Raw genomic sequence first — 25,506 nt, 5'->3', positions numbered from 1 at the left:
GATTTAGCGGCTGGGGCGATAGCCTCCGGGGCCGCGCAGATTGGCGTGGCGGTTTACATCTTTGTAAAGCAGGTAGCGGAACGGGCCGGGGCCTGCGGCGTAGCAGGCTTGCGGGCAATAGGCGCGCAGCCACATGAAATCGCCCGCCTCGACCTCGACCCAGTCTTGGTTCAGTTTGTAAACCGCTTTGCCTTCCAGCACATAAAGCCCGTGTTCCATCACATGGGTTTCTTCAAACGGGATCACGCCGCCAGGCTGAAACGTGACGATGTTGACATGGGCGTCGTAGCGCACATCGGTCGGGTCAACGAAGCGGGTGGTGCCCCAGACGCCGTTGGTGTCGGGCATCATGCTAAGGCGCACGTCTTTTTCGTTGATCACGAAGGCGGGGGGGATGTCGACGCCGGGGGCGGGCTCGTAAAGTTTGCGAATCCAGTGGAAACGGGCAGGCCCACTGCCCTCAGCCAGCAATCGCCATTTTGCCCCCGGAGGGATAAAGGCGTAGCCGCCTGCGTCTAATTCGTAGCCTGTGCCGTCGATGGTCAGGGTGATCAGGCCGCCCGTGACGAACAGGAAATGTTCGGCCCCGACCTCAGCGTCGGGGGCGTCAGAGCCGCCACCTGGCTGCACCTCCATCACATATTGACTGAAGGTTTCGGAAAACCCCGACATCGGCCGGGCGATCAGCCAGAGTTTGGTGTGCCGCCAGCCGGGCAGGCAACTGGTGAGGATGTCGGAAAAGCAGCCTTTGGGGATGAAGGCATAGGCGTTGGTGAACGTAGCACGGCCTGTCATCAGCGTGGTTTGCGCGGGCAGGCCGCCGGGGGGTGTGTAATATTGGCTCATGGCAGTTGATCCTTCAGGCGCAGGGCGGCGATGCGTTCGACTTGGGCGCAGGCGGTTTTGAATTCGATTTCGGTAGTGTTGGCGATGCGGGTTTCAAAAGCCGCGAGGATGCTGGCTTTGGAGTGGTCGCGCACGGCGATGATGAAGGGGAAGCCGTGCTTTTGGGTGTATTGGGTGTTCAAGGTTTGGAATTGGGCGCGCTCAATGTCGGTGAGGGCGTCCAAGGCGGCAGCGGCTTGCTCGGAGGTCGAGTCGGCGGTGAGTTGTTTCGCGGCGGCGAGTTTCCCGGCGAGGTCGGGGTGGGCTTGCAAGACTTGCAGGCGTTCGTCAGCGGAGGCCGTGCGGAAGACGCGGGCCAATGCGTTGTGCAGGCCTGTGGCGCTATCATGCGCGGGTCCGAGTTCGAGATCGAAGGCACGGTCAGCGATCCAGGGCGAATGTTCGAAAATTGAACCATAAGCTTCGATGAAGCGGTCGCGGCTCATCTGCGTTGGCCGCTTGAACCGCTTGTGCGGATGGACCTTTGCCCAATGCTCGGCTATTTCGATGCGGCGGGGAAACCACACGTGATTGTGGGATTTTGCATAGTCGAGGAAGCGCTTCAGCCCAGCGATTTTACCCGGACGGCCAATCAGGCGGCAGTGCAGACCGATGGATAACATCTTCGCCCTGCCCTCTTGGCCCTCGGCATAAAGCGTGTCGAAGCTGTCTTTCAGGTACTGGAAAAACTGCTGGCCTTCGATGTAGCCGGGGGCTGTCGCAAAGCGCATATCGTTGGCTTCCAGCGTGTAGGGAATCACCAGTTGATCGCGGGGCCCGACCTCGCGCCAATAGGGCAGATCGTCGTCATAGGTGTCAGATATCCAGTCGAATTGACCGGTTTCTGCCGTCAGATCCACGGTGTTGAGCGAGCAGCGCCCGGTGTACCAGCCGCGCGGGGGATCCCCAACGACTTCGGTGTGCAGGCGGATGCTCTCGGCGATCTGGCGGCGTTCTTCCTCGATCGGCATGTCGCGGTGATCGACCCATTTCAGGCCGTGGCTGGCGATCTCCCAGCCTGCGGATTTCATTGCGGCAACCTGTTCGGGGTTGCGGGCGAGGGCTGTGGAGACGCCGTAAATGGTGACCGGAATATCCATGCCCGTGAACAAGCGGTGCAGCCGCCAGAAGCCCGCGCGGGCGCCGTAATCGTAGATCGATTCCATGTTCCAATGGCGCTGACCGGGCCAAGCGGCGGCCCCTGCGATGTCGGACAAAAACGCCTCGGAGCCTGCATCGCCGTGCAGGATGTTGTTCTCGCCGCCCTCCTCGTAGTTCAGCACCAAGGAGACCGCGATCTTTGCGCCATTTGGCCAAGCGGCATCGGGGGCGTCTGGGCCATGGCCTCGGAAATCACGGGGGTAGCGGGGCATGGGAGACTCCTGTTTAGTCTAGACTATATCGAATATTGACGAGGGTTTATCAAATAATCCCGAAAAGAGTTTTGCGGCTTGGCAGGGGGTGCGGGGGCGGGCAAGCTGGCGTAGGCTGGCGCAAAGGGGAATACTGATGGGTCGTTTGACAACGCATGTGCTGGATACGGCCAAGGGCAAACCAGCGGCCGGGGTGAAGATCATGCTGTATCGGATCAGTGGCATAAGCCACAACAAGATCGCAGAAACCGTGACCAATGCCGATGGCCGCACCGATGCGCCGATGCTGGAGGGCACGGCGCTGACGGCAGGCGTTTATGAGCTGGTGTTTTGCGCGGGGGAATATCTGATAGCCTCGGGGCAAGCCTCGGCTGAGGTGTTGTTCCTCGACGAAATCCCGATCCGGTTTGGCGTGGCGGACCCAGAGGGGCATTATCATGTGCCGCTGTTGATCTCACCCTTTGCGTATTCGACCTATCGCGGCAGTTGAGGGGCTTGCCAAAGCTATCGCGCGGCACATCTGAGAACGACGGAATAGGCTTTGGCGCGCGTACAATGCCCAAAGCGGCAAAGGGTGCAGATGCAAAGCAGCGATGACATTGCCAGACTATTGGCGGGGGCTGGGGCCAAACGGCGGCGCTGGCCTTGGGTGGTGTTGCTGCTGGCGGTTTTGGTCGCAGGCGCGGGTTGGTATTACATCGGCAGCAAGGCCGGGGCGGCGGAGGTGCTCTATACCACCGAAGCCGTTGCCAAAGGCGATCTGGTGGTGGTGGTGACAGCCACCGGGACGGTGCAGCCGACGACAGAGGTTGAAGTGTCTTCGGAACTGTCGGGGACTTTGGCCAGCGTTTTGGTGGATTACAACGATACGGTTACGGTCGGGCAAGTGCTGGCGCAGTTGGACCCCACCAAGCTGGTGGCGCAGGTTGATAATGCGCGGGCACAGCTGGCCTCGGCCAAGGCGCGGGTGACGCAAGCCGAGGCTTCGGCACGGGAAGCGGCGGCGGTGTTGAAAACCCAGCAGGAATTGGCGGCGCGCGGCGTGGCGACGCGCAAGGATATGGTGGGGTTTGAGGCCAGCGATCAGCGCGCGCAGGCGGCGGTGGAGATCGCGCGGGCGGATTTGACTTTGGCAGAGGCCAATCTTGATCTGGTCAGCGCCGATCTGGGCAAGGCCGAAATTCGCAGCCCAATCAATGGCGTGGTGCTGGATCGCACGGCTGAAGCCGGGCAGATCGTCGCGGCAAGCTTTGAAGCACCTGTGCTGTTCAAGCTGGCGGAAGATCTGGAGCGGATGCAGTTGCTGGTCGATATTGATGAGGCCGATATAGGCAAGATCAAGGTCGGCAATCTGGCGGATTTCACCGTCGAGGCCTATCCAGCGCGCAGCTTTCCCGCCGTGATCACGCAAGTGCGCTTCGCGCCGGAAACCACCAATGAGGTGGTGACCTACAAGGCGGAGCTGTCGGTCGCCAACCCGGATGGTCTGCTGCGCCCCGGGATGACGGCGACGGCGGCGATCACGGTGGACAGGGTGACAGGCGCGCTGCTGGTTCCGAATGCGGCGTTGCGCTATGCGCCGCCGCTGCAAGAGGCTGAGCGCGGGCCTTCTGGTGGTCTGGTTGGGTTGATCCTGCCGACGCGGGGCGGTCGTGGCTCGTCTGGCCTTGGCAGCGGCAAGTCGGTCTGGCTGTTGCGGGCGGGGACTCCGCTTGAGGTGGCGGTGAGCTTGGGGGCGACGGATGGGCGCGCGACTGTGGTGACAGGGGAATTGGCGGAAGGCGATGCGGTGATCACCGATCAGACCGCAGGATCGCGTTGATGGTGCCGCTGATCCAGTTGTGTGGCGTGTCCCGCAGCTATGGGCGCGGTGAGGCAGAGGTGCGGGCGCTGGATGGGGTGGATTTGAGCATCGCACGCGGCGAGTTCGTCGCGATCATGGGGCCGTCGGGATCGGGCAAATCCACCGCGATGAATATCATCGGCTGTCTTGATCGGCCAACGGCGGGGACATATCTGTTTCAGGGGGTTGAGGTGCAAGATCTTGACCAAGACCGCCGGGCGCTACTGCGCAGGCATTGTCTGGGCTTTGTGTTTCAGGGCTTTAACCTGCTGGCGCGGCAATCGGCGTTGGAGAATGTCGAATTGCCCTTGATCTATAAGGGGTTGCCGAAAGCGCAAAGGGTGGCGCGGGCGCGGTTGGCTTTGCAGAAGGTTGGGTTGCAGGGGCGTGAGGGCCATGATCCGTCGCAGTTGTCAGGCGGCCAACAGCAGCGCGTGGCGATTGCCCGCGCGCTGGCGAGCGATCCGATGGTGATCTTGGCGGATGAGCCGACGGGGAACCTCGACAGCCAGCGCAGCCATGAGATCATGCAACTGTTACAGGGGTTGAACCGCGACGGCATCACCATTGTGATGGTGACGCATGAGCAAGACATCGCGGCCTATGCCCAGCGCTTGCTGGTGTTCACCGATGGCAAGCTGAGCCATGACGCGGCCACCCCTGCCCCCGTTGTGCGGAGCGCCTGAGCATGCTGTGGGAGACCATAACCCTTGCCTTCACCACGATCATCCGCAACAAGCTGCGCACGTTTTTGACCGTGCTGGGCGTGGTGATTGGGGTTGCTGCGGTGATCGCGATGGTGACGATTGGGCAGGGTTCCTCCGCCCAAGTCAGCGCCAGCGTGGCCGCATTGGGCACCAATGTGCTGACGGTGCGCCCCGGCACCCGTGGTTTTGGCCCACCGACCGGAGGAGCTGCCGCGCCCCGATTTAGCCTGAAGGATGCCCAGGCTTTGGCGGATTTGCCCGTGGTGGGCTTTGCAGCACCAGTGGTCAGTTCGGGGCAAACCGTGGTGTTCGGCAACGCCAATACGGCGACGCAGGTCTATGGCACCAGTGGCGATTACACCCGCGTACAGAATTGGGCTTTGCGCACCGGCCGCAGCTTTGAGCCGCATGAAGAAAGTGCCGGATCGGCGGTTTGTGTGCTGGGCCAAACGGTTGCGACAAAGCTGTTCGGAAATTCTGATCCAATCGGCCAAAGCATAAGGGTGAAAAACGTCGCCTGTCAGGTGCTGGGGGTGCTGAGCACGCGCGGTTCGGGCAGTTTCGGGCAGGATCAGGATGATCTGGTGTTGATGCCCGCCAAGGCGGTGCAGCGGCGGCTGGAAGGCAATGCCAATGTCGATAGCATCGCAGTGGCTTTGCGCAAATCAGTCAGCGCGGAAACTGGCATCGCGGCGGTGCAATCAGTGCTACGCGAGCGTCGGCGGATCGGCTTGACGCAGCCGGATAATTTCAGCGTATCGGACAGCAAAGAGCTGTCGAATATGCTGGGCGGCATCAATACCGTGCTGACCGGGCTGCTGTCATCTGTGGCGGCGGTCAGCCTGCTGGTGGGCGGCATTGGCATCATGAATATCATGCTGGTGTCGGTGACAGAGCGCACGCGCGAGATTGGCATCAGGCTGGCGGTGGGGGCGAGTGCGGGCCAAGTTTTGCTGCAATTTCTGGTCGAAGCGGTGGTTCTGTCGCTTTTGGGCGGGGCGATTGGCATCGGCTTGGGGCTGGCGATTGCCTATGGTGGGTCGGTGTTGATGGCGATCCCGTTTGCGCCCTCGGGTGCGGTGGTGGCGCTGGCCTTTGGGTTTTCGGCGCTGATCGGGGTGGTGTTTGGCTATTTCCCGGCGCGTAGGGCGGCACGTCTCGATCCGATTGAGGCGTTGCGCTATCAGTAGGGCTTGCTGCGCGCAGTCAAACTGGATGGACTTGTGGCAACAAGAAAGGCCGCCGTGCGGGTGTTAGTCTGGGCTATGCACAACCTATGCAACCAAGCCCAGCTATTCCGCTTCGATTTCGCTGTGGATGGCGTGAGCTTTGAGATCGGCATGGATGGGATTTCCGCAACGTTTGATCTGCCAAAGCTGGGACAGAAGGATGTGGCGCTAAGCCTTGGCCCATGGCGCATGACGACTAGGCTGCCGGTGGGGGATGTGGCCGCGCCGTGACAGTTTGCCTTCAAGCTGGACAATATCGCGACCAATGCGGCGGAATGGGCGGTGCTTGACCCAAGCGCCGGGTTTGGGCATGACCCGGCGCAGATTGATCTTGATCTGTCGGGCGTGATGACGATGTCGGTGGCGCAGATCCTGGCAAAGCAGAATGCCGTGATCTATGCGATGGATCTGAACCGCTTGGTGCTACAGGCGCTGGGGGCTTTGTCCAAGCCTAACAATAGTGGGCTGGCGGGTGCATTCGTCTAGGGTATGGCACAGGCCTTGCTGCCCGCCGCTCTTGCCGGGGCCAGCATTGCCGCCGCGCACTATCGGTTCGCGCCCGAGGCGATGGGATTGCTCCCGGGTTTGATGCAGATTCTGATCGCGCTTGACCTGTTCAGCGCGGGTGCGTGGCTGCCCACCAGCCTGCGGATGGCCGGGGTTTGGTATTTTCTGGTCGGGATCGGGTCGCTGATTTTGGCCAGCACTGGCGGGCTGTCGCCGTGGCGGATGGGGCTGCCGTTTGGTCTGGGGTAACTGTTGGTGATGCTGTGCTTGTATCTCGCGGGGCGCCATCATGGTTAAACCGCCACTCGATAAGCCTATGATGGGCTGGACCGGGTGATGCATGAGAAGGCACGGCCAAGTTTGCTGACCGCGCGGATCGCCGATCCGAAGGGGCTGTCGTTCACCGAGTTGAAGCCACATTGCGGCCTGACCGATGGCAATTTTAGCTTCCATATGAAAGAGTTGCAGGACAGCGGGCTGATCGAGGGGTGAGGGGCTATGAAGACACGTAACCCCATACTGCAGTGACGATCACCGCAGTGGGGCAGCGGCACTTTATCGACGACCTCGGCGTGCTCGCGCAGGTGCTGCGCGCTGCGGCCCCCCTTGGCCGCAAGTTTTCCCGCCATATTTCGCGATACCGAACCGAATTTGGCCTGAGCTTTTATCTGTGAGGTAACTTTGCAAAGTAACTTGCGAGGCGCCGAAGCCTTGCTGTTGCCCGCCTGCCCTTGCTGTTGGAGCGCGCCTTGCAGTCCGCGGCTGCGTTCAACGGCTTTAAGCTTCGTGATCCGCGCCCATTCGAACCGCCGCGGCACTGAGCATTGCGCGCCGACCCTTTTTGCGGTGGCCTTGGTGTTTATAGCCGAGCTGTTGAACACCGCCCTTGAGCATTTCTGCGTTGTGATCTCGCCGCAGCCCCCCCCCAATCGGCAAGACCAAAGACGCAGCAACGGCTGCCGTGTTGATCGCCGCCCTGACTGCCTGTGCGGTGCTGTGCGGTGCTGGCGACGATCCTGCTGCCACGGCTGTTGCCCGCCGCCAACACACTCTGCGGTGGCTGAGGCCTAACAGCGCAGTTCATAGCTTGCCCTTCTGTCGCCAGATGCGCCAAACTGCAGCCCTGACCAGATTTCGGAACCATGGGGCGTGTTGTGATCTATTCAAAGGCCGCGCGATGATCCCCGGCCATCTGACCCCGCCCTATCGCTTCATCGCCTTTGATGTCGAAACCGCCAACCGCAATGCGCATAGCATTTGTCAGGTTGGCCTCGCTTGCGTCGATGATTGGGGCCAGATCGACAATTTCAGCCTGCTGGTCGACCCTGCCGAGCCGTTTTCCGACTTCAATACCCAACTGCATGGTATAGATGCCGCTACGGTCCGCCACGCCCCGCAATTCCCGCAGCTGATCGCCGCCCTCGCCCCGCTGATGGCGCAGCAGCCGATTGTGCAACACTCCCGCTTTGATCAACGCGCGGTAGAAGCGGCGTGCGGGTGGCATGGCCTTGATGTGCCGCCGCTGCATTGGGTCGACAGCGTTACCATCGCGCGCCGCGCTTGGCCCGAGTTCAAGGGCAACGGCGGCCATGGACTTGGCCATCTGAAAAAGGCGCTATCGTTGCAGTTTCAGCACCATGATGCGGGCGAGGACGCCCGTGCAGCGGCGCAGGTGGTGTTATGCGCCGAGGCAAAAACCGGACGCAGCTTTGTCGAAATCCTCGCCAAGCAAGGCGCTAAAAGTCCACAAAGCTGGCGTCCCACCGCCGCTTATTACGAACCATTTGAATAAAATTTGTTTCATCTTGGCGGAAATACTCCACGGGGGTCTGGGGGTGTGAAACCCCCAGCTTGGTCAACCAAACCACCGCCTCAAGCCGCGCTACTTCTCAAACGGCTGCCCCAAAGAGGCAATCGTGTTCAGCCGCATCCGCCGACGGTTGGAGGAAATCACCGCCAGCATCAGGATCGTCACGATATAGGGCACGCAGGCCAAAAGCTGCGACGGGATGTTGACGCCTGCCGCTTGCGTCGTCAACTCGCCCAACGACAAAGCTCCAAACAAAAACGCGCCAAACACCACCCGCCCGGTTTGCCACGTGCCAAACACCACCAGCGCCAAAGCGATCCAGCCACGCCCGGCGATCATGCCATCAGCCCATAAGGGGGTGTAGACGGTGGAGGCATAGGCCCCAGCGATCCCCGCCAGTGCGCCACCAAAGGCAATCGCCGCGCAGCGTATCGGCAAGACCCGAAAGCCAATCGCGCGGGCGGCATGCGGGTTCTCGCCCACCGCCCGGATGATGAGGCCGAGTTTGGAGTGGTTCATCACAGCCCAGATCGACAGCGCGAGGGCGATTGTCAACCAAACCACCACATCCTGCACGAACAGCGCCGCCACCACGGGCAGATCCGACAGCAAAGGCAGTGCCATTTTCGGCAATCCGCTGATCGTCAGGCTTTCAAAGCTTTTGCCAAACAGCGCCGACAGCCCAGTGCCCAAAATCCCAATCGCCAACCCCGCCGCCACCTGATTGGCAACAAACCCCAGAACGATCAGCGCGAACACCAGCGACAGCGCCGCCCCACCCAAGCCTGCCGCCAGAAAGCCCAAAGCATGGCTTTGATAGGTGTAAGTGGTGATAAACCCCAAAGCCGCGCCCAGCGCCATCATGCCCTCCAGCCCAAGGTTCAGCACTCCGGACCGCTCCACCACCATCTCGCCCAAAGCCGCCAACAGCATCGGCGTGGCGGCGGCGAGCATTCCCGCCAGAATGAAATCAACAGCGTTCATGGCTTGGCCTTACGGATGAAGCTGACGCGGTGGCGGATGAAGGTGAGGCCCGCGAGGTAGAAGCACAAAAGCAAGCCTTGGAACACCCAGACAGCGGCGATCGGAAGATCCGCCGACACCATTGCATTATCGCCGCCAATATAGATCACTGACATCACAAAGGCCGATATCACGATACCCCAAGGGTTCAGCCCGCCCAAATACGCCACGATGATCGCCGAATAGCCGTATCCAGTCGAGACCGAGCGTTGCAGCTGCCCCAGCGGCCCCGCGACCTCGGCGGCCCCCGCCAGCCCCGCCGCCAGCCCTCCCAGCAGCAGACTGACCCAGATCGCACGGGCTTCGCTGAACCCGGCATAGCGGGCAGCGCGGGGCGCTAGCCCGCCGACCAACAGTTGAAACCCGGCAAAGCGGTGGCGCATTAGGATAGAGGCCAGAACGCTGGCGATCAGCGCGAACAGCAGTGAGATATTCACCCGTGTGCCGGGCAAAAGGATCGGCAGCAAGGCGGCATCGGGGAACATCACGCTTTGCGGAAAGTTAAAGCCATGCGGGTCTTTCCAAGGCCCCAGCAGCAGATAGTTCAACACCTGTGCTGCAATCAGCGACAGCATCAGCGTCACCAGAATCTCATTGGCATTGAACCTTGTGCGAAACAGCGCCGCGATCCCAGCCCAAGCCATCCCCGCCCCTGCCCCCATCAGCAGCATCGCGGGCAACATGAAAGCACTATCGCCCTGCGGATACCACACCGGCAGTGCCGAGGCCGCAATCGCGCCGATGATCAGTTGGCCCTCGGCCCCAATATTGAACACATTGGCGCGGAACCCGATGGCCAGACCTTGGGCGATCAGCAGCAAGGGGGCCATCTTCAGCAGCACTTCCGAGAAGTTATACCATGTCAGGAACGGCTCCAGCAGCAGCGAATACAAAGCCTGACCGGGGGCCTTTCCCAGCAGGGTGAACAGCACCACGCTTGCCACAATCGCGCAAGCGAAGGCCGCCACCGGGGCCACCAGCATGGCGGTGCGAGAGGCGCGTTCGCGGCGGATAAAGCTGATCTTCATGCCGCCACCTCGGGCGATTTTCCCGCGCCGATCATATAGGTGCCGACTTCCTCAACCGTCGTTGCATGGGTCGGCAAACACGGCGACAGATGCCCCTTGTGCAACACATGCAGGCGGTCACAGATCTGGAACAACTCCTCCAATTCTTCCGAGATCACCAGTATCGCCGCCCCCGCATTGCGCATCGCCACCAAGCGCTGCCGAATGTCAGTGGCCGCGCCAATATCGACGCCCCAAGTCGGCTGCGACACCAGCAGCAGTTTGGGCTCCAGCATCATCTCGCGGCCCATGATGAATTTTTGCAAATTGCCGCCGGAAAGCGCGCCCGCTTCGGCCTCTGGCCCCGGCGTGCGTACGTCATAGCGGGCGATGCAGGCGGCGGTATAGGCGCGCTCGGGTGTGCGGCGGATGAAACCGTTCTGCACAAGACCCGCACCATGCGCGGTCAGCAAAGCATTGTCGGCAAGCGACATTTCCGGCACCGCACCGCGCCCCAAGCGCTCCTCTGGCACAAAGGCAAAACCCATCTTGCGGCGCTGCGCTACGCCCACCGCCCCCACGGCATGCCCCAACATGCGGATCATATCGCCCGGTTGCACCACCTCACCCGAGATCAGCGCCGCCAACTCCTGCTGACCATTGCCGGAAATCCCGGCGATGCCGACGATCTCGCCACTGTGCACCCGCAAGGAAATATCCGACAGCGAGACGCCGAACGGATCGTCATTGACGAAATCCAACCCGCTCAGCTCCAGCCGCACCTCACCCACCGCCTGCACGGTTGCAGGCAACGGCGGCGGCATCGCGCGGCCAATCATCAGAGTGGCGAGATCCTTGGCAGAATGGCCGCGCGGATCGACGCGGCCCGTCACTTGGCCCCCCCGCAGGATCGTCGCCGTGTCACACAACTCTTTGATTTCTTCCAGTTTATGGCTGATGAACAAGATCGCCACGCCGCGCGCCTGCAAGGCCCGCAACGTCTCAAACAACCGCGCAACGCTTTGCGGCGGCAGCACCGAGGTCGGCTCATCCAATATCAACAACTCAGGGTTCAACAGCAGACAGCGGATAATCTCCACCCGCTGCCGCTCACCCACCGACAGGGCATGCACCATCGCCTCGGGGTCGACGTTTAGGCCAAATTCATCGCCCAAAGTCCGGATGCGGCGGGCCAAATCCGTCTTCCGCCCCGGCACGATCAGCGCGATATTTTGCACCACCGTCAGGGTTTCAAACAACGAAAAATGCTGAAACACCATGCCAATCCCCAAGGCCCGCGCCTCGGCAGGGCTGGAGAGGTTAACGGGCTGACCCTTCCACAGGATCACGCCCGCATCGGGCGACTCTACACCGTAAATCAGCTTCATCAGCGTGGATTTCCCCGCGCCATTTTCGCCCAATATGGCATGGATAGAACCGGGATCGACCACCAGATTAATCCCGGCATTGGCTTGCACCGCGCCATAACGCTTTGATACGGATTGCAAAGATAACAGCGCGGTCATCGGGTTATTTCGGCAAAGGCGTCGTGACGCCCTTCACATGCCAATCCATCGACAAGATCGCATCGTCACCCAAAGTCACGCCCGCCGCCACAGCCTCAGCCCCGTCTTGGTTGGTCAAAGGCCCGGTGAAAGGGCTGAAGCTGCCATCCAGCAGGGTGGCATGGACCGCCTCAATCTTCGCCACCATATCCGGCGCAATATCGGGGTTCCAGTCGGCCACGAACACGCAGTTATCGGCCATCCCGAGCCAGGCGCTCGCCCCCGCAAACGTCCCCGCCAAGTGTGCCGCCACGCTCGCCTTGAAATACGGTGCCCAGTCGGTGCCCACCACGCCCAGATATTTCTTCGGCGCATAGGTCTTCATCGACGAGTTCAGGTTGAACACAAAAGCCCCGGCCTCTTCACACGCGGCGACCACCGAAGGCGTGTCCTGCGCGTTCGAGAACACCACATCGCAGCCCTGCGACAGCAGCGCCTTGGCGGCTTCTTGCTCGGATGCAGGGTCAAACCACGAGTTCACCCAGACCACCGACACTTCAATCGCAGGGTCCACCGATTGCGCGCCCAAAGTGAAGGCGTTGATCGAGGTGATCAGTTCGGGGATCGCAAACGCGCCGACACAGCCAAGTTTCTTCGACTTCGACAAGGATGCAGCCGCCATCCCCATGAGGTAAGTGCCCTGATAATAGCGCGCGCCAAACGGCGAGAAGTTGGGCGCGGTTTGATAGCCCGAGGCGTGCAGGATCGACACTTCCGGGTGCGCTTTGGCCAGCTTCAACCCGCCGTTCATATAGCCAAACGAGCCGAGGATCAGGAAGGTATTACCGTCGGCTACGGTCTTGTTCATGATGCGGTCGCCATCGGGGCCTTCGGCGATATTCTCCAGCAAAGTGACTTTGATCTTGTCTCCATATTCGGCCTCCAACGCCTTGGTGCCAAGCTCCAGCGTGTGCGACCAGCCGACATCGGCGGCGGGAGACGGCACGATCAGCGCGACATTCAGCACAGCGTCTTGCGCAAAGGCCGGGATCGGCAAAGCCAAGGCGGTGCTGGCGGCGAGGGTGGATTTGAGAAAAGAGCGGCGGGTCTGGGTCATCGGGTTTCCTTTGGGACTTTGGGATTTTGGATCAAGACAGGATGCGGTGGAGGGATGCTTCGGCGCGTGCGAACAGGTCGTGCTCATTCAGGCCGGGGAATTGACCGTCGCGCCAGACGATGCGGCCGTTGATCATGGTCATATCGACGGGGCGACCGACCCCCACCTTGGGGATCAGGCTGGCCGGGTCATGGCGGGTGCCGACATATTCCAGACGGCGGGTGTCGATGGCGAACAGATCAGCGGCCATGCCGGGTGCAAGGCGGCCTATATCTTTGCGGGCGAGCAAATCAGCCCCGCCGGTGGTCGCGTAGTGCAGGAACGCGCTGGGTTCCGGCACCGGGTATTGCCGAGTCGAGGCGACCAGACATTGCAGCATATAAGCGGAATGGATGGCATGCATCAGGTTGGAATTATCATTCGACGCAGCGCCATCGCAGCCCAAACCGATCCGCAAACCCATGGCCTGCATCGCCGGAATATCGGTGACTTCGGCCCCGACCAGATAGACCGGCTCTGGGCAATGCGACACGCCGGTTCGGGCAGCGGCCATCTGCGCCAACTCGCCATGAGTCAACTCCCAGCAATGCGCATACCACGTGTCAGGGCCAGAAAACCCTATCTCGTCAAGGTATTGCACCGTCCGCCGCCCCGTGCGCGCCTCGATCACCGGGCTTTCGCCTTCGCCGACATGGGTGTGCAGCAACACGCCTTTGTCGCGGGCGAGGCGGACAGATTCCTCGAAGGTGTCTTTGTAGCAGTTGACGGGCTGGCAGGGGGCAACCGCGACCTGACGCATGCTGAACGGGTTGGCGTCGTGATAGGTGTCAATCAGCCGCTCGCAATCGCCGATGAATTGCGCGGTGGTTTCCAGCATCTCATCGGGAATGGTGCTACCTTCGGATTTCGGCAGGGTATTGCCGCCGCGTCCGGCATGAAAGCGGATGCCAAGCAGGTCTGCGGCCTCAAACTGCCGGTCGACGATGCGCGTCCCGGCATGCTTGGGGAAGTTGTATTGATGGTCAAACGCCGTGGTGCAGCCATGTTTGATCAGTTCCGCCAACGCCACCACCGACGAATGGTAAAACTGATCTTCTGTTAGCCGTGAGAAGATCGGATAGATCAGATCCAACCATTCGATCACCGAAAGCTTGGTCCAATCCAGATCGGCGCGGTTGCGCACAAAGCATTGAAAGAAATGGTGATGCGTATTGATCAAGCCGGGGTAGAGAAACCAGCCCGACGCATCGATCACTTCCGCGCCGGGGGCGTGCAGGTTCGGGCCGATCGCCGCAATCTGTTTGCCCTCAATCAGCATATCCTGCCCGGTCAGCACCAGATCGCTGGCCGAGGGCACAATCGCGGCGCAGTTTTTCAGCAGATAACTCATAGCGACTCCAGCGGCGGCACGGCTTCGGGCGTGGGTTTCAACTCGTGCAGGCGGTGAATTCCCGGCATCTCGATAAATCTTGGCAGCGCGCGGACGGCCCGCGACCAGAGGCGGATTGAGGGGTAGTCGTCAAGGCTAACCCCGCCATCCGGGGCGAGGGCGACATTTGGAAAACAAGCGATGTCGGCGATGGTGGGGCTGTCGCCCACAAGGAAAATCCGGCCCGCAAAGCGCGCCTCGGTCAAATGGGATTCCAACTCACGCAAGCACTCAACGCCTGTCCTGCGAAACGCCTCAATATCGCCGGGATACAGCAGCATATCATGCAGCCGCGCCATGCCCAGACTGGCCCCCAGCCGTGCCGAGAACGCCAGCCAGTTCTGCACTTTGGCGGCTGAGGCTGGGGTGGCATCGCCCAGCCAAATCTTGCCCGAGGCTTGCGCCAGATAGACCAGCATCGCGGTGCTTTCGCTCAACACCAGATCGCCATCGACCAGCACAGGCAGCGTTCCGGCGGGATTTATCGCCCGGAACGCTGCGGATTTATGCGCCTGCCCCGGATGAAAATCCACCGCCTCAAGCTCCAGCTTGACCCCCATCAGCGCCGCCAGCAGCCGCACCTTGTAGCAACTGGCGCTGAGGACATAATCATAAAGCTTCATGCCGCCACCATCTGCGCACCGTAAGTCAGCCCCTTGCGTTTCAACCAGCGGCGATAGGCGATCGAGGTGAGATCGGCCTGTGTCGGGATCTCCTTCCCCGGATCAAGTGGCAGCAAACGCGGGATCTGGTTCTCTAAAATCGAGCGATCTTGCAGGAAGATCATCTGCTGAAACTGAATCAGATCGGCCTGTGGCGTGGTGTCATCAAACAACGCCATCCACGGCCAAACCTCGCAAAATTCCTCGGTCAAGGGCTGCACGAAAATCCCGATCACATCCCATGCGTCGGGCTGGTTCGGGCAGGTCTTGTACAGCACCGCCGCCGTAGGTGCCGCCACCCGATACATATATTCCGTCACAATCCCGCCCGCCGCCGATTTCGCGGCTTGCGGTTGGTAGAAATGCACCTTGGTCGCCCAAACCTCGTCGCTGTCCTCGCGGATTTGCACCTCATAGCGGCCGACTTCGGTATGTGGCTCGGCCCCCAGCACATCGGTATGCACAAAGGGGAAGTGGGCGATATCAAGGAAGTTTTCCACCGCCCGCAACGGTGAGCATTTCACCCGCACCACGCCGCAATCCACCAGCCGACGCCCCGGCTGATCGGCCTCGGGGATTGGGAACAGATCATGCGCAGGCGTGCCGGGGCAGGCCCAGACATGGCCATAGCGCAGCGTAACGGCTAGGCGCTGACCTTTCGCGCCCTGCACCACGATTTGACCGTCCTCCAGAAACACCGCAATATCGCTGCCCAAAAGCTGGGTCTGCCGCCCCGGCCGCGGCCCGACCAACGCGATCATCGCCACCGGATACCATTCGTTCAACACCGCCTGCGGGATCATGCCAAAACCCCCTGTTCTGCCAAGCGCATCATACCATCCAGCCAGCGCGACACCTTAACCCGGTCGCCCGTACCCAATGCGTGTATGCGCACCAAGGCACCGCGATCTTGCACCACCAACGCCACCGCCGCACCGTCCAACTGCCCGCGCCAAACCGCGCCCTCACAGACAAACCCCGGCAAAGCATGGGCGACCTCGGCCAGCCCAGCCTGCACCGTAACCGAGCGCACCGCGGCCAGCCCGCTCAAATCCGGCAAATCCACATCGCTCCCCGCAGGGGCCACCCAGATCACGCCCTCCGCCTCAACACATTGATAAACCTCGGCCTTGATCGCGGCAGGCGGCACCATCGCCGGATGCGCCGGGATCTTGCTGCAGGCGCCATCGGTGCCATAGGCCCAACCGTGATAGATGCAGGACAACGTCTCCCCGCGCACAAAGCCATGCGACAGCCGCATGCCGCGATGCGGGCAGCGATCATTCCAAGCCGACAGCCGCCCAGAAGCCGAGCGCCAGATCGCAAGCTCTGCCCCCTGCCATGCCCCCGCCATCACGACGCCCAGCGGCAAATCCTGCGACAAGCCATTGGCCACCCACATCCCCGACATCATAGCCCCCACAATCCCCGACCGAACATTGCTGCGCTGCGCGCAAACCGAAAGGGCGAAAGCCCTTCGCGCACAAAGCCGCCGCAGCAGATGCCGCAAATTTCAGCACGTTTCCCGCATATGATCATAAGTTAATCAGCTATCGAAGCGAATTCGTTCAAATTTTGCAGAGCGGTTTCAGTGCGATCAATCCGCTCCACCCAAACCTCTTGTGGACCAAGGCTACAGCCCAAAGCCATCGCATCCAGCAGGTCGGGCAAGCCGGTCACCACCATCTCGACCCGCCCAGCGTCATGCCGCAATATCGCCCCACGCAGGCCCAGACGGCGGGCATGGCGGGCGATCCAAGCGGCAAAAATCGGCGCGCCGACATCGCCCAGAACGGCAAAACTTTGGCTCTGCTCCCGCGCAGGGTCTGCGGCTGGAGAGGGGGGGACGTGGTGATCCATCGCGGCCTCGGGCTTGGGGTTCGCGCCAAACTGGCAGGCCAAGGCCAAGCTGTCCAGTGGGGGCAATCGACCACCGGGGCTGATTGCCCTCCCCCGGCGCCCGGGTTACGGAGGCGCAGCCCTGCCTTCGACTTCCTGCTGAAAGGCGCTCGGTTGTCGCAGACCCCGCCAGCCTGAACCCGACGCCAGACACGGCAATGGGCCGCCCTCGCGTTGCTGTCGGTGCTGATCACCACCGGGCTTGAGCGGCTGCACCTGCCCGCCGCCCTGCTGCTGGGCTGGCTTTTGGCGCGCGCGGGAGCATGGCCGGCACCATAAAGGCGCGACCGTTGGCGTAGCAGAACGGATTCTAGCCCCCCGTTCTAAGCCAGCACGATCACATCTTGGCCGCGAAACCGCAAAGCCACCTCTGCCCCCAGTGGTGGTGGCGGCGCATCAGGCCGGTTGAACAGATCCAGCGAAATTTCCCCCGCCGCCGTCTCTGCCTTGACCCGGATCACAGCACCCAAGAACTGCACCGCCGCAATCCGCGCGGGCAGCGCGAAATCGCCCCGGCTGATTTGGGCGGTGTCGGCCTCCAAATGCACCACCTCGGGCCGCAAAGCCAATCCCACCGTCGCCCCTCGCAGCGCCGCAATCGGCTGTGGCAGGCGCAGCGGCTGGCCCTGCACCGTCACCTCACCGCCCGCCGGATCGATGACAATGGCGTCCAAGGTGTTCAAAGTGCCGACAAACTGCGCCACAAACCGGGTTTTTGGATGGTTATAAATCTCAAACGGCGCGCCGACCTGTTCCGCCCGCCCGCCGTTCATCACCACAACCCGGTCTGACATCGACAGGGCTTCTTCCTGATCATGCGTCACAAAAATCGTGGTGATGCCCAACTTGCGCTGAATATCGCGGATTTCCGCCCGCAAACTGACCCGGATCTTGGCATCCAGCGCAGAGAGCGGCTCATCCAACAACAACACCCGAGGACGCGGCGCCAAAGCCCGCGCCAAAGCCACCCGCTGCTGCTGCCCGCCCGAAAGCTGGAACGGATAGCGCGCACCCATGTCCGGCAGGCCGATCAGCGCCAGCATGTCCGCCACCCGCGCCGCCGTTTCAGCCGCCGACACCCCGGCAATCTTCAGCCCAAACCCAACATTCTGCGCCACTGTCAGGTTCGGAAACAGCGCGTAAGCCTGAAACACCATGCCGATATTGCGCTGATTGGGCCGCAGATGCGTCACATCCTGCCCGTCAATTTTAATCGCCCCAACAGTCGGCGTCTCAAACCCCGCCACCATCCGCAAAACCGTGGTTTTCCCGCAGCCCGAAGGGCCCAAAAGCGAGACAAACTCGCCCTTGGCCACGCCAAGATCAAACGATTTCACCACTTGGTTCGCGCCAAAGGATTTTTGCAGCGCGGTAAGGTCCAGATACGCCATCAGTGCGGCATCCTTGTGTGTTTGGAGAATTTGGTGGCCAGTTGGATCAGCATCATGCAGGCCCAGGTCAGCGCAAAGGTCATCACGGCCAACGCCGCCGGTTCATAGGCCTTGTTGCCGCCCGCCCAGACCAGATAAGGCCCAAACGCAGGCCGATCCAGCAAAGCCGCAAAGACATATTCGCCGATCACGATGGCAAAGGTCAAAAACGCCCCCGACAGCACCGCCACCAGCACATTCGGCAAGATCACGCGTGCCAGCACAGTGATCCACCCTGCCCCTAGGCTCTGCGCGGCTTCGGTCAGCGTGCGCAAATCTATCGCCGCCAAACCCGTGTCAACCGCGCGATACATATAGGGCAGCGCCAGCACAGCGTAGCCGCACATCAGCAGAAAATCGGTGCCAAGGGCGGAACCCGTCAGCGGCAACCAACTGGAAGTATTGAACAAACGGATATAACCAAACACGATCACAATCGGTGGGATCACCAAGGGCAGCAGGGTGATAAACTCCATGAACGGGCGCAGCCGCGGCAGTTTCAACCGCACCCAGAACACCGTCGGCACCACCACCAGCACGCCAAACACAATCGTAAGACACGCCATCAGCACCGAATAACCAAAGGTCGCCTGAAACTGCGGATCGCCCATCACCGAACGGTACGCGTCAAGCGAATACTCGCCCCGCCGCATTTTCAACGAAAATTCCAGCATCCCCACCAGCGGCAGGAAGAAATACACCACACCAACCGCAATCGCGGCCCAAGACAGGATACGCTTCATTTGATCCACCTTTCGGCGCGGGTCCGCATCACGACGTAGACGCCGTTGGAAATCCCCGTGATCACGATCATGCCAAAGGCCAAGGCATAGCCCAAATGCGGGTCTTGCAGCACATCGCCACGGATTTGGTTGAACAGCAGGATCGGCGCGATCGACAAAAGCGACCCCGTCAACGCAATCGCCGTTGCCACCGCACCAAACGCATTGGCAAACAGCAACGCCAGCGTGCCCAGCAGCGACGGCCCCAACACGGGCAAAGCCACCATCCGCCAATATTGGCCGCCCGTTGCGCCCAAAACCTCTGCCGCCTCGCGCCATTCGCGCTTCAGCCCATCAATCGCGGGGGTGATAATCAGCACCATCAAGGGGATCTGGAAAAACACATAGGCCGCGACCAGCCCCCAAAAGCTGATCATATTGAAGCCCAAAGCGTAGATATTCACCCCAAACCAATCGCGCAACAGCAGCGTCACAAAGCCCACCCGGCCCAACGTCGCCACATAGGCAAAGGCCAGCGGCACCCCGGCGAAGTTCGAGGTGACGCCCGAAAACGTCATCACAATGCCACGCAGCCATCTGGGCAAGCCACCCAAAACCACCGCCAAGGCAATCGCAAACCCCAAAGCGCAGCCGATCAAAGCCGAGGTAAAACTCAAGCGGATCGACAGCCAAAACGCATTTATAATCTCAGGTGTCGCCAGATTGAAAATATTTTGCAGCGTAAAGCCGCCCGCGTCATCCACAAACGCCCCCGCCACGATATTCGCGGTGGGCAGCAGCAAAAACAGCAGCGCGAACAGCAGAAATGGCAATATCCCCAAGCCGTTCCACGGCAGGGCGCGCCAAAGGCGGGAAGATCTCATGTCTATGATCCTAAAAAGAAAACCGCCCCCAAGCGTAAGCCAGGGGGCGGTTTAAAAGATTACTCGACCTTGACGCCGACGGTTGCATCCCAACCAGCGGTCACGGCCTCTTTATGCGCAGCCTGTTCTTCCAAGGTTGGGAAAACGGCTTTCTCATAAGCAGCGGCGGGCGGCAGTTTCGCCAGCATATCCGCCGGGATCACGCCGCGCGCGGCCAGATCGTTGAAGCGGATCGGGTGGCAATAGCCGTTCAACCAGCCAAGTTGGCCTTCGTCAGAGTAGATGTATTCCATCCACAGCTTCGCGGCATTCGGATGCGGTGCATAAGCGCTGATCGCCTGCACATAAACCCCCGCCAAAGTGCCCGAAGCCGGGATGATCACTTCGGCTTTCGGGTTGCCTGCCAGCGTGTCGCGCCAAGCCAAAGCGTTGTAATCCCAAGCTGCAACAATCGGGGTAGCGCCTTGAGCGATGGTGCCGGTTTTGCCAGCGACGGGCACGAAGTTGCCAGCCTTGTTCAGCGCGCCCATGAATTCCAGCCCTTTGGCGGCCGAGTCAGCCCCCGGAGCCCCGCCCATCGCCATGCCAGCCGACATCACCGACATCAGGCCTTGGTTGCCCGAGCGCGGATCACCGGTAAGAGCGAAAGCGCCGGCATATTCCGGCTTCATCAGGTCCGACCAATCGGCGGGGACGTTCTTGACCATATCGGTGTTCACGATGAACGCCATCACGCCATAATAGTCGCCATACCAGAAGCCATCGGCATCCTTGGCGCTGTCCGGGATGCTGTCCCAGGTGCTGACTTTGTACGGCTGGATCAGGCCTTCTTCTTTGGCAGCGGGGCCAAACGACAGGCCAACGTCCAAAACGTCCGGCGCTTGCGGGCCGGTGTTGCCTTTGTTGGCACGCACGGCCTCCAGCTCATCTGCCGACGAGCCATCCGGGTTCAATTCGTTCACGGCGATCTCGGGGTACTTCTTCTTGAAGCCCTCGATCACGGCACCATAGCCACACCAGTCATGCGGCAGCGCGATGGTGGTCAGATTGCCTTCAGCTTTCGCCGCTGCGGTGATTTCCTCAAGGCTCTGCGCCGAGGCAGCACCAGCCACCAGCATCGCCATCAGGCTGACGCCCGAGGTCAAGGTTTTGAAAACGGTCATGGAAGTCTCCTGTTAAGCCGACCCGCCGAGGTTTGCCCGCACGGTTGCTAAAGCGGTGATCTAGGGGCCTCGCATGACGGGGAGGTAACAAACTGATGAAGTTTCTGTGTCGCATCAGTTGGTTGCACCGACGGCGCTTTGTTACCCAACCGTCACACCCGCGACAACCAACCGTCACGAATCCGGCGTATCAGCCGCCCTAACCAAAAGGAGACCGCGATGCTGAAGGTCGAAAATGTCACACGCTTGTTCGGTCACAAAGCCGCCGTGGATCATGTCAGCTTTCAAATCGATCGCTCGGCTTTCGTCGGCGTGATCGGGCGTTCGGGGGCGGGCAAGTCGACTTTGCTCCGGATGATGAACCGTCTGACCGATGCAAGCTCTGGCGAGATCACCTTTGAAGGTCGCAACGTGTTAACCCTGAACGGGGCGGAAAAGCGCGGCTGGCAGGGCCAATGCGCGATGATTTTCCAACAGTTTAACCTTGTGCCCCGGATGGATGTGGCCTCGAACGTGCTGCACGGGCTGCTCAACCACCGCTCCACTTTTGCCACCATGTTCAACCTGTGGTCGGATGCCGACATCGGCCGCGCGATGCAGATCCTTGACCGCTTGGGCATCGCCGACCAAGCCCCCAAACGCGCCGAAGCTTTGTCGGGCGGCCAGCAACAGCGCGTCGCCATCGCCCGCGCGCTGATGCAAGACCCCAAGGTTATTCTGGCGGACGAACCCATCGCCAGTCTCGATCCGATGAACGCGCAAGTGGTGATGGATGCCCTGCGCCGCATCCACGAGGAAGACGGTCGCATGGTGATCGCCAACCTGCACACGCTGGATACTGCGCGCCGCTACTGCGACCGCGTCATCGGCATGCGCGATGGCCGTGTGGTGTTTGACGGCACCCCGGACCAACTGACCACTGGCGTCGCCCGCGATATCTACGGTGCCGACGCCAGCTTCAACGAATCCGCCACATCCACCGCAATCACCGGCCCAAAAGACGACGCGTACGCCGAGTCGATGCTGGCCTGACCCCCACCAAGTTTACCAAGGCCCCCAATGGCCCATAACCGGAGACGACCATGAAAAAGCTGCTTGCCGTTCTGGCTGCCACCACCTGCATCACCTCTGCGCATGCGCAAGAGTTGAAAGAATTCAACATCGGCATTCTGGGCGGCGAGAACGCCCAAGACCGCATGACCTCGAACGAATGCTACCGCGCTGCGATTGAAAAAGAGCTGGGTGTTCCGGTCAAGGTCTTTACCCCTGCTGACTATGACGGCGTGATCCAAGGCCTGCTCGGCGGCACGCTTGATATGGCGTGGCTCGGCGCTTCGGCCTATGCCAAGATCTACCTGACCGACCCGAACGCCGTCACGGTTGAACTGACCAAGCAAAACCTTGACGACTCGACCGGCTATTACTCCATCGCCTTCGCCCGCGCTGATTCGGGCATCAAGACGGTCGAAGACGCCAAGGGCAAGAAATTCGCCTTTGGCGAGCCGAACTCGACCTCGGGCTACCTCGTGCCTGCGGCTGAAATGATCGCAGCCTACGGTCCGCTGGACAAATTCTTCTCGGAAGTGAAATTCTCGGGCGGGCATGAGCAAACCATCGTCGGCGTCAACAATGGCGATTTCGATGCGGGCGTGTCTTGGGCCGATGGCATCGGCAACTGGGAAGACGGCTATGCTTCGGGCGCCTTCCGCAAAGCCGCCGATGCAGGCCTTGTTGACATGAACAATCTGGTGGAAATCTGGCGCTCGAAGATGATTCCCGAAGGCCCGATGGTGGTGCGCGCCGCCCTTCCGGCGGATGTGAAAGCCAAAGTCACCAAACTGACCGCTGACCTTTGGGAAACCGACGCGAAATGCGCCTACGGAGTCGCCGCGGGTGACGCGAAAGACTTCGTCCCCGCCAGCCACGACATGTATCTCGGCATTGTCGAAGCCCGCAAACTTTCCGGCGAGTAATTTCAGCACCGATCGCCGGGCCCGCGCAAGCGGGTCCGGTTTTTCATTTGGAGGCCACATGGTTGACATCACCTTCGGGCCAGAGCCGGGCAAACGCCCCGATCTGAACAACCCCACCGAGGCCTATATCCACCAGACCCGCCGCAAGCGGCTTTACGGGTTCATCCTGCTGATCCTGTTCGTGGCCCTGATGGCCTCCGGCTTCAAAACCGCCCAAGACCGCAACGCCGGAGATTTCCTGTCCGGCCTGCACCAACTGCACGCCTTCCCCGCCGAAGTCCTGTCCGAAGCATGGACAAACCGCGCCAACATACCGGCGCTGCTGTGGCAATATCTGCCCTCTCTGATCGAAACCATCAACATCGCCGCTGCCGCCACCCTGCTGGGCGGCGCCTTCGGAGCCTTCCTCGCGCTCGGCTCCACCCGCCACCTTGCGCGCTTCCCCATCCTCACCCCGCTGTTCCGCCGCTCTGCCGATATCATGCGCGCCATCCCCGAGATCGTTATCGCGCTGATCCTGATCTTTATCTTGGGCGGTGGCCCCGTCCCCGCTGTGCTCGCCATCGCCTTCCACACCGCTGGCGCTTTGGGCAAACTGTTCTCGGAATCTGCCGAAAATGCTGATTTGAAACCCGTCGAAGGCCTCGCCTCGACCGGCGCTTCGTGGAGCCAGCAAATCTGGCTCGGCATCCTGCCACAAGTCGCCCCGAACTGGCTGTCCTACGCCCTGCTACGGTTCGAGATCAACATCCGCGCCTCTGCCATCCTCGGCTTCGTAGGCTCGGGCGGCATCGGTTATGATCTGAAACTGGCAATGCAATGGGGTGGCGGTAAATACGATCAGGTCATCGCCATCTTCGCCCTTCTGTTCTGCGCCATCGTGGTCTTCGACCAACTGTCGGGCTACGCCCGCAACCGTCTGGTAAAGGGACAGTAAGATGACTGATGCAAGCCAGTTCGGCACCGCCTATGCCACCGTGCAGCACCAATTCAAAACCCGCCGCCTTACCGCCTTTTCCATCCCGGTGCTGCTGCTGATCTACCTGTCGTATCTGTTCATCAGCTTTGACATCCCCGGCCTTGCCGCCCGCGCCCGGATGGACAACGCCAAGATCCTGCTGTCCGATTTTGTTGCCTATAAAACCCATGTCACCCGCGACAACCGCACCGACAAACTCTCCGTCTCGATTGAAGGCGAAGCAAAAGCCACCTTCGCCCCCAACCAATATCCGGCTTGGGTCAAGACCGATGGCGACACCACCACCATCGACCTCGGCAAAGATAACATCGTCACCTATGACACACGCGGCGCGCGCTACAACGTCCCCGGCTATGGCGTGATCGACATCCAGCCCGAAAGCGGCAAGCTGAAACTGACCGCCCCGCAACCCATCCCCGACTGGATCAACGTCACCGACACCCGCATTTCCGTCACCACCCCGCAAGGCCGCTTCGCCTATTCGCGCTCCAAGGTGGAAACCTTCAAATACCAACCCGGCTGGGCTTTGTTCTTCTTCACCCTCGACAGCCCATTCTACGACAAATCCTACGGCCAGTTGACCGCGATACTGGGCGGCGAACGCCTCGACCCCGCCCGCAGCAACCTCAGCTATATGGCGTCGGAGTTCTGGCACAACAAACAATGGCACCACGGCGATGTCGCTTGGGCGCTGTTTGAAACCGTGCTGATGGCCTTCCTTGGCACCATGGGCGCGGCACTGATCGCTTTGCCCCTCGCTTTTCTCGCCGCGAGTAACTTCACCCCCTTCCGCAGCGTGCGCTTCGCCTTCCGCCGCCTGTTCGATTTCGTGCGCGGCGTCGATGGCCTGATCTGGACCATCATCCTATCCCGCGCCTTCGGCCCCGGCCCGATGACCGGCGCTTTGGCGATCCTGCTCACCGACAGCGGCACCTTTGGCAAAACCTTCTCCGAAGCGCTGGAAAACATCGACGAAAAACAAGTCGAAGGCATCCGCTCCACCGGCGCAGGCCCGCTGCAACGCGCCCGCTTCGGCGTGCTGCCGCAAATAGCACCCATCCTGCTCAGCCAAGTGCTGTATTACCTCGAATCCAACACCCGCTCGGCCACGGTGATCGGTGCCATCGTCGGCGGCGGCATCGGCCTGTTGCTGACCCAAGCCATCATCACCCAAAAGGATTGGGAGGATGTCGCCTATTACATGATCCTGATCGTGCTGATGGTGATGGCGATGGACAGCTTCTCGGGCTGGCTGCGCCGCAAACTGATCGGGCGGTAAAGCAAAAGCCGCGCCCCGGTCGAATTGCTCTTTTCAAAATACTCCCGCCGGAGGCTCCCGCCTTTCAGCCCAACCATCCG

The 25,506-nt window shown here is 61.1% G+C and carries 29 protein-coding genes; 14 read left to right on the top strand and 15 right to left on the bottom strand.

Annotated features, from left to right (window positions below; all coding sequences use genetic code 11):
- Positions 1-3: 3 nt before the first annotated feature.
- Positions 4-846, bottom strand: a complete 843-nt coding sequence (locus Q7V03_RS22125; RefSeq protein WP_304927745.1) for a bifunctional allantoicase/(S)-ureidoglycine aminohydrolase — start codon at positions 844-846, stop codon at positions 4-6.
- Positions 843-2,258 (bottom strand): allantoinase PuuE, encoded by a 1,416-nt coding sequence (gene puuE / locus Q7V03_RS22120; RefSeq protein WP_304927744.1) that lies wholly within the window; start codon positions 2,256-2,258, stop codon positions 843-845. Before puuE ends, Q7V03_RS22125 begins: the two co-directional genes overlap by 4 nt.
- Positions 2,259-2,394: 136 nt before the next feature.
- Between puuE and uraH the strand changes: the two genes are divergently transcribed.
- The 10 genes from uraH (at position 2,395) to Q7V03_RS22070 (ending at position 8,336) form a co-directional block, all read left to right on the top strand.
- Positions 2,395-2,748, top strand: coding sequence for a hydroxyisourate hydrolase (gene uraH, locus Q7V03_RS22115; protein WP_304927743.1), 354 nt, complete (start codon positions 2,395-2,397; stop codon positions 2,746-2,748).
- 90 nt (positions 2,749-2,838) lie between these two features.
- Positions 2,839-4,080 (top strand): efflux RND transporter periplasmic adaptor subunit, encoded by a 1,242-nt coding sequence (locus Q7V03_RS22110; RefSeq protein WP_304927742.1) that lies wholly within the window; start codon positions 2,839-2,841, stop codon positions 4,078-4,080.
- Positions 4,080-4,787 carry an ABC transporter ATP-binding protein gene (locus Q7V03_RS22105; RefSeq protein ID WP_304927741.1) on the top strand — a complete coding sequence of 236 codons (708 nt, stop codon included), beginning with the start codon at positions 4,080-4,082 and terminating at the stop codon, positions 4,785-4,787. The genes Q7V03_RS22110 and Q7V03_RS22105 overlap by 1 nt, the downstream gene beginning before the upstream one ends.
- A 2-nt stretch (positions 4,788-4,789) precedes the next feature.
- Positions 4,790-5,998 (top strand): ABC transporter permease, encoded by a 1,209-nt coding sequence (locus tag Q7V03_RS22100; RefSeq protein ID WP_304927740.1) that lies wholly within the window; start codon positions 4,790-4,792, stop codon positions 5,996-5,998.
- 33 nt (positions 5,999-6,031) lie between these two features.
- Complete coding sequence (locus Q7V03_RS22095; RefSeq protein ID WP_304927739.1) at positions 6,032-6,268, top strand: hypothetical protein; 237 nt, start codon at positions 6,032-6,034, stop codon at positions 6,266-6,268.
- A 51-nt stretch (positions 6,269-6,319) separates the two neighbouring features.
- Positions 6,320-6,523, top strand: coding sequence for a hypothetical protein (locus Q7V03_RS22090; RefSeq protein ID WP_304927738.1), 204 nt, complete (start codon positions 6,320-6,322; stop codon positions 6,521-6,523).
- Positions 6,524-6,526: 3 nt separating this feature from the next.
- Positions 6,527-6,793, top strand: coding sequence for a hypothetical protein (locus Q7V03_RS22085; RefSeq protein WP_304927737.1), 267 nt, complete (start codon positions 6,527-6,529; stop codon positions 6,791-6,793).
- An 87-nt stretch (positions 6,794-6,880) separates the two neighbouring features.
- Positions 6,881-7,036, top strand: a complete 156-nt coding sequence (locus Q7V03_RS22080) for a helix-turn-helix domain-containing protein (RefSeq protein WP_304927736.1) — start codon at positions 6,881-6,883, stop codon at positions 7,034-7,036.
- Positions 7,037-7,068: 32 nt separating this feature from the next.
- Entirely contained in the window at positions 7,069-7,218 is a 150-nt protein-coding gene (locus Q7V03_RS22075) for a hypothetical protein (RefSeq protein ID WP_304927735.1), read from the top strand.
- Positions 7,219-7,721: 503 nt separating this feature from the next.
- Positions 7,722-8,336, top strand: coding sequence for an exonuclease domain-containing protein (locus Q7V03_RS22070; protein WP_304927734.1), 615 nt, complete (start codon positions 7,722-7,724; stop codon positions 8,334-8,336).
- Between the two features lie 90 nt (positions 8,337-8,426).
- On the opposite strand, the gene Q7V03_RS22065 is transcribed toward Q7V03_RS22070, so the two are convergent.
- The 13 genes from Q7V03_RS22065 to Q7V03_RS22005 form a co-directional block, all read right to left on the bottom strand.
- Positions 8,427-9,338 (bottom strand): ABC transporter permease, encoded by a 912-nt coding sequence (locus tag Q7V03_RS22065; protein ID WP_304927733.1) that lies wholly within the window; start codon positions 9,336-9,338, stop codon positions 8,427-8,429.
- Positions 9,335-10,405 (bottom strand): ABC transporter permease, encoded by a 1,071-nt coding sequence (locus Q7V03_RS22060; RefSeq protein WP_304927732.1) that lies wholly within the window; start codon positions 10,403-10,405, stop codon positions 9,335-9,337. The genes Q7V03_RS22065 and Q7V03_RS22060 overlap by 4 nt, the downstream gene beginning before the upstream one ends.
- Positions 10,402-11,910 carry an ABC transporter ATP-binding protein gene (locus Q7V03_RS22055; RefSeq protein WP_304927731.1) on the bottom strand — a complete coding sequence of 503 codons (1,509 nt, stop codon included), beginning with the start codon at positions 11,908-11,910 and terminating at the stop codon, positions 10,402-10,404. Before Q7V03_RS22055 ends, Q7V03_RS22060 begins: the two co-directional genes overlap by 4 nt.
- Before the next feature lie 4 nt (positions 11,911-11,914).
- Positions 11,915-13,006: a BMP family ABC transporter substrate-binding protein gene (locus Q7V03_RS22050; RefSeq protein ID WP_304927730.1), complete on the bottom strand. Its 1,092-nt coding sequence runs from the start codon at positions 13,004-13,006 to the stop codon at positions 11,915-11,917.
- 31 nt (positions 13,007-13,037) lie between these two features.
- A complete protein-coding gene (locus tag Q7V03_RS22045; RefSeq protein ID WP_304927729.1) occupies positions 13,038-14,396 on the bottom strand; it encodes an amidohydrolase in 1,359 nt (452 codons plus the stop codon).
- A complete protein-coding gene (locus Q7V03_RS22040) occupies positions 14,393-15,058 on the bottom strand; it encodes a glutathione S-transferase family protein (protein WP_304927728.1) in 666 nt (221 codons plus the stop codon). Before Q7V03_RS22040 ends, Q7V03_RS22045 begins: the two co-directional genes overlap by 4 nt.
- Positions 15,055-15,900, bottom strand: a complete 846-nt coding sequence (locus Q7V03_RS22035; protein WP_304927727.1) for an aromatic ring-hydroxylating dioxygenase subunit alpha — start codon at positions 15,898-15,900, stop codon at positions 15,055-15,057. Before Q7V03_RS22035 ends, Q7V03_RS22040 begins: the two co-directional genes overlap by 4 nt.
- The gene (locus Q7V03_RS22030; RefSeq protein ID WP_304927726.1) at positions 15,897-16,508 is read right to left on the bottom strand and encodes a Rieske 2Fe-2S domain-containing protein; all 612 of its coding nucleotides are present in this window, start codon (positions 16,506-16,508) and stop codon (positions 15,897-15,899) included. Before Q7V03_RS22030 ends, Q7V03_RS22035 begins: the two co-directional genes overlap by 4 nt.
- Before the next feature lie 131 nt (positions 16,509-16,639).
- Positions 16,640-17,023, bottom strand: coding sequence for an acylphosphatase (locus tag Q7V03_RS22025; protein ID WP_304927725.1), 384 nt, complete (start codon positions 17,021-17,023; stop codon positions 16,640-16,642).
- 296 nt (positions 17,024-17,319) lie between these two features.
- Complete coding sequence (locus tag Q7V03_RS22020; RefSeq protein WP_304927724.1) at positions 17,320-18,387, bottom strand: ABC transporter ATP-binding protein; 1,068 nt, start codon at positions 18,385-18,387, stop codon at positions 17,320-17,322.
- Positions 18,387-19,169 carry an ABC transporter permease gene (locus tag Q7V03_RS22015; RefSeq protein WP_304927723.1) on the bottom strand — a complete coding sequence of 261 codons (783 nt, stop codon included), beginning with the start codon at positions 19,167-19,169 and terminating at the stop codon, positions 18,387-18,389. Before Q7V03_RS22015 ends, Q7V03_RS22020 begins: the two co-directional genes overlap by 1 nt.
- The gene (locus Q7V03_RS22010; protein ID WP_304927722.1) at positions 19,166-20,032 is read right to left on the bottom strand and encodes an ABC transporter permease subunit; all 867 of its coding nucleotides are present in this window, start codon (positions 20,030-20,032) and stop codon (positions 19,166-19,168) included. The genes Q7V03_RS22015 and Q7V03_RS22010 overlap by 4 nt, the downstream gene beginning before the upstream one ends.
- Positions 20,033-20,091: 59 nt before the next feature.
- Complete coding sequence (locus tag Q7V03_RS22005; RefSeq protein WP_304927721.1) at positions 20,092-21,195, bottom strand: ABC transporter substrate-binding protein; 1,104 nt, start codon at positions 21,193-21,195, stop codon at positions 20,092-20,094.
- A gap of 219 nt (positions 21,196-21,414) precedes the next feature.
- Between Q7V03_RS22005 and phnC the strand changes: the two genes are divergently transcribed.
- From phnC to phnE (Q7V03_RS21985), 4 genes are read left to right on the top strand one after another with little or no spacing between them, the layout of a single operon-like run.
- Positions 21,415-22,227 carry a phosphonate ABC transporter ATP-binding protein gene (gene phnC / locus Q7V03_RS22000; RefSeq protein ID WP_304927720.1) on the top strand — a complete coding sequence of 271 codons (813 nt, stop codon included), beginning with the start codon at positions 21,415-21,417 and terminating at the stop codon, positions 22,225-22,227.
- Positions 22,228-22,277: 50 nt separating this feature from the next.
- Positions 22,278-23,168, top strand: a complete 891-nt coding sequence (gene phnD, locus Q7V03_RS21995) for a phosphonate ABC transporter substrate-binding protein (protein ID WP_304927719.1) — start codon at positions 22,278-22,280, stop codon at positions 23,166-23,168.
- Between the two features lie 58 nt (positions 23,169-23,226).
- Positions 23,227-24,105, top strand: coding sequence for a phosphonate ABC transporter, permease protein PhnE (phnE, locus tag Q7V03_RS21990; RefSeq protein ID WP_304927718.1), 879 nt, complete (start codon positions 23,227-23,229; stop codon positions 24,103-24,105).
- A 1-nt stretch (position 24,106) separates the two neighbouring features.
- Entirely contained in the window at positions 24,107-25,426 is a 1,320-nt protein-coding gene (gene phnE / locus Q7V03_RS21985; RefSeq protein ID WP_304927717.1) for a phosphonate ABC transporter, permease protein PhnE, read from the top strand.
- Positions 25,427-25,506 lie beyond the last annotated feature (80 nt).

The sequence above is a fragment of the Cypionkella sp. genome, assembly GCF_030652235.1.
GTDB lineage: Bacteria > Pseudomonadota > Alphaproteobacteria > Rhodobacterales > Rhodobacteraceae > Cypionkella.
This window is presented reverse-complemented; position numbering and strand designations above follow the sequence as displayed.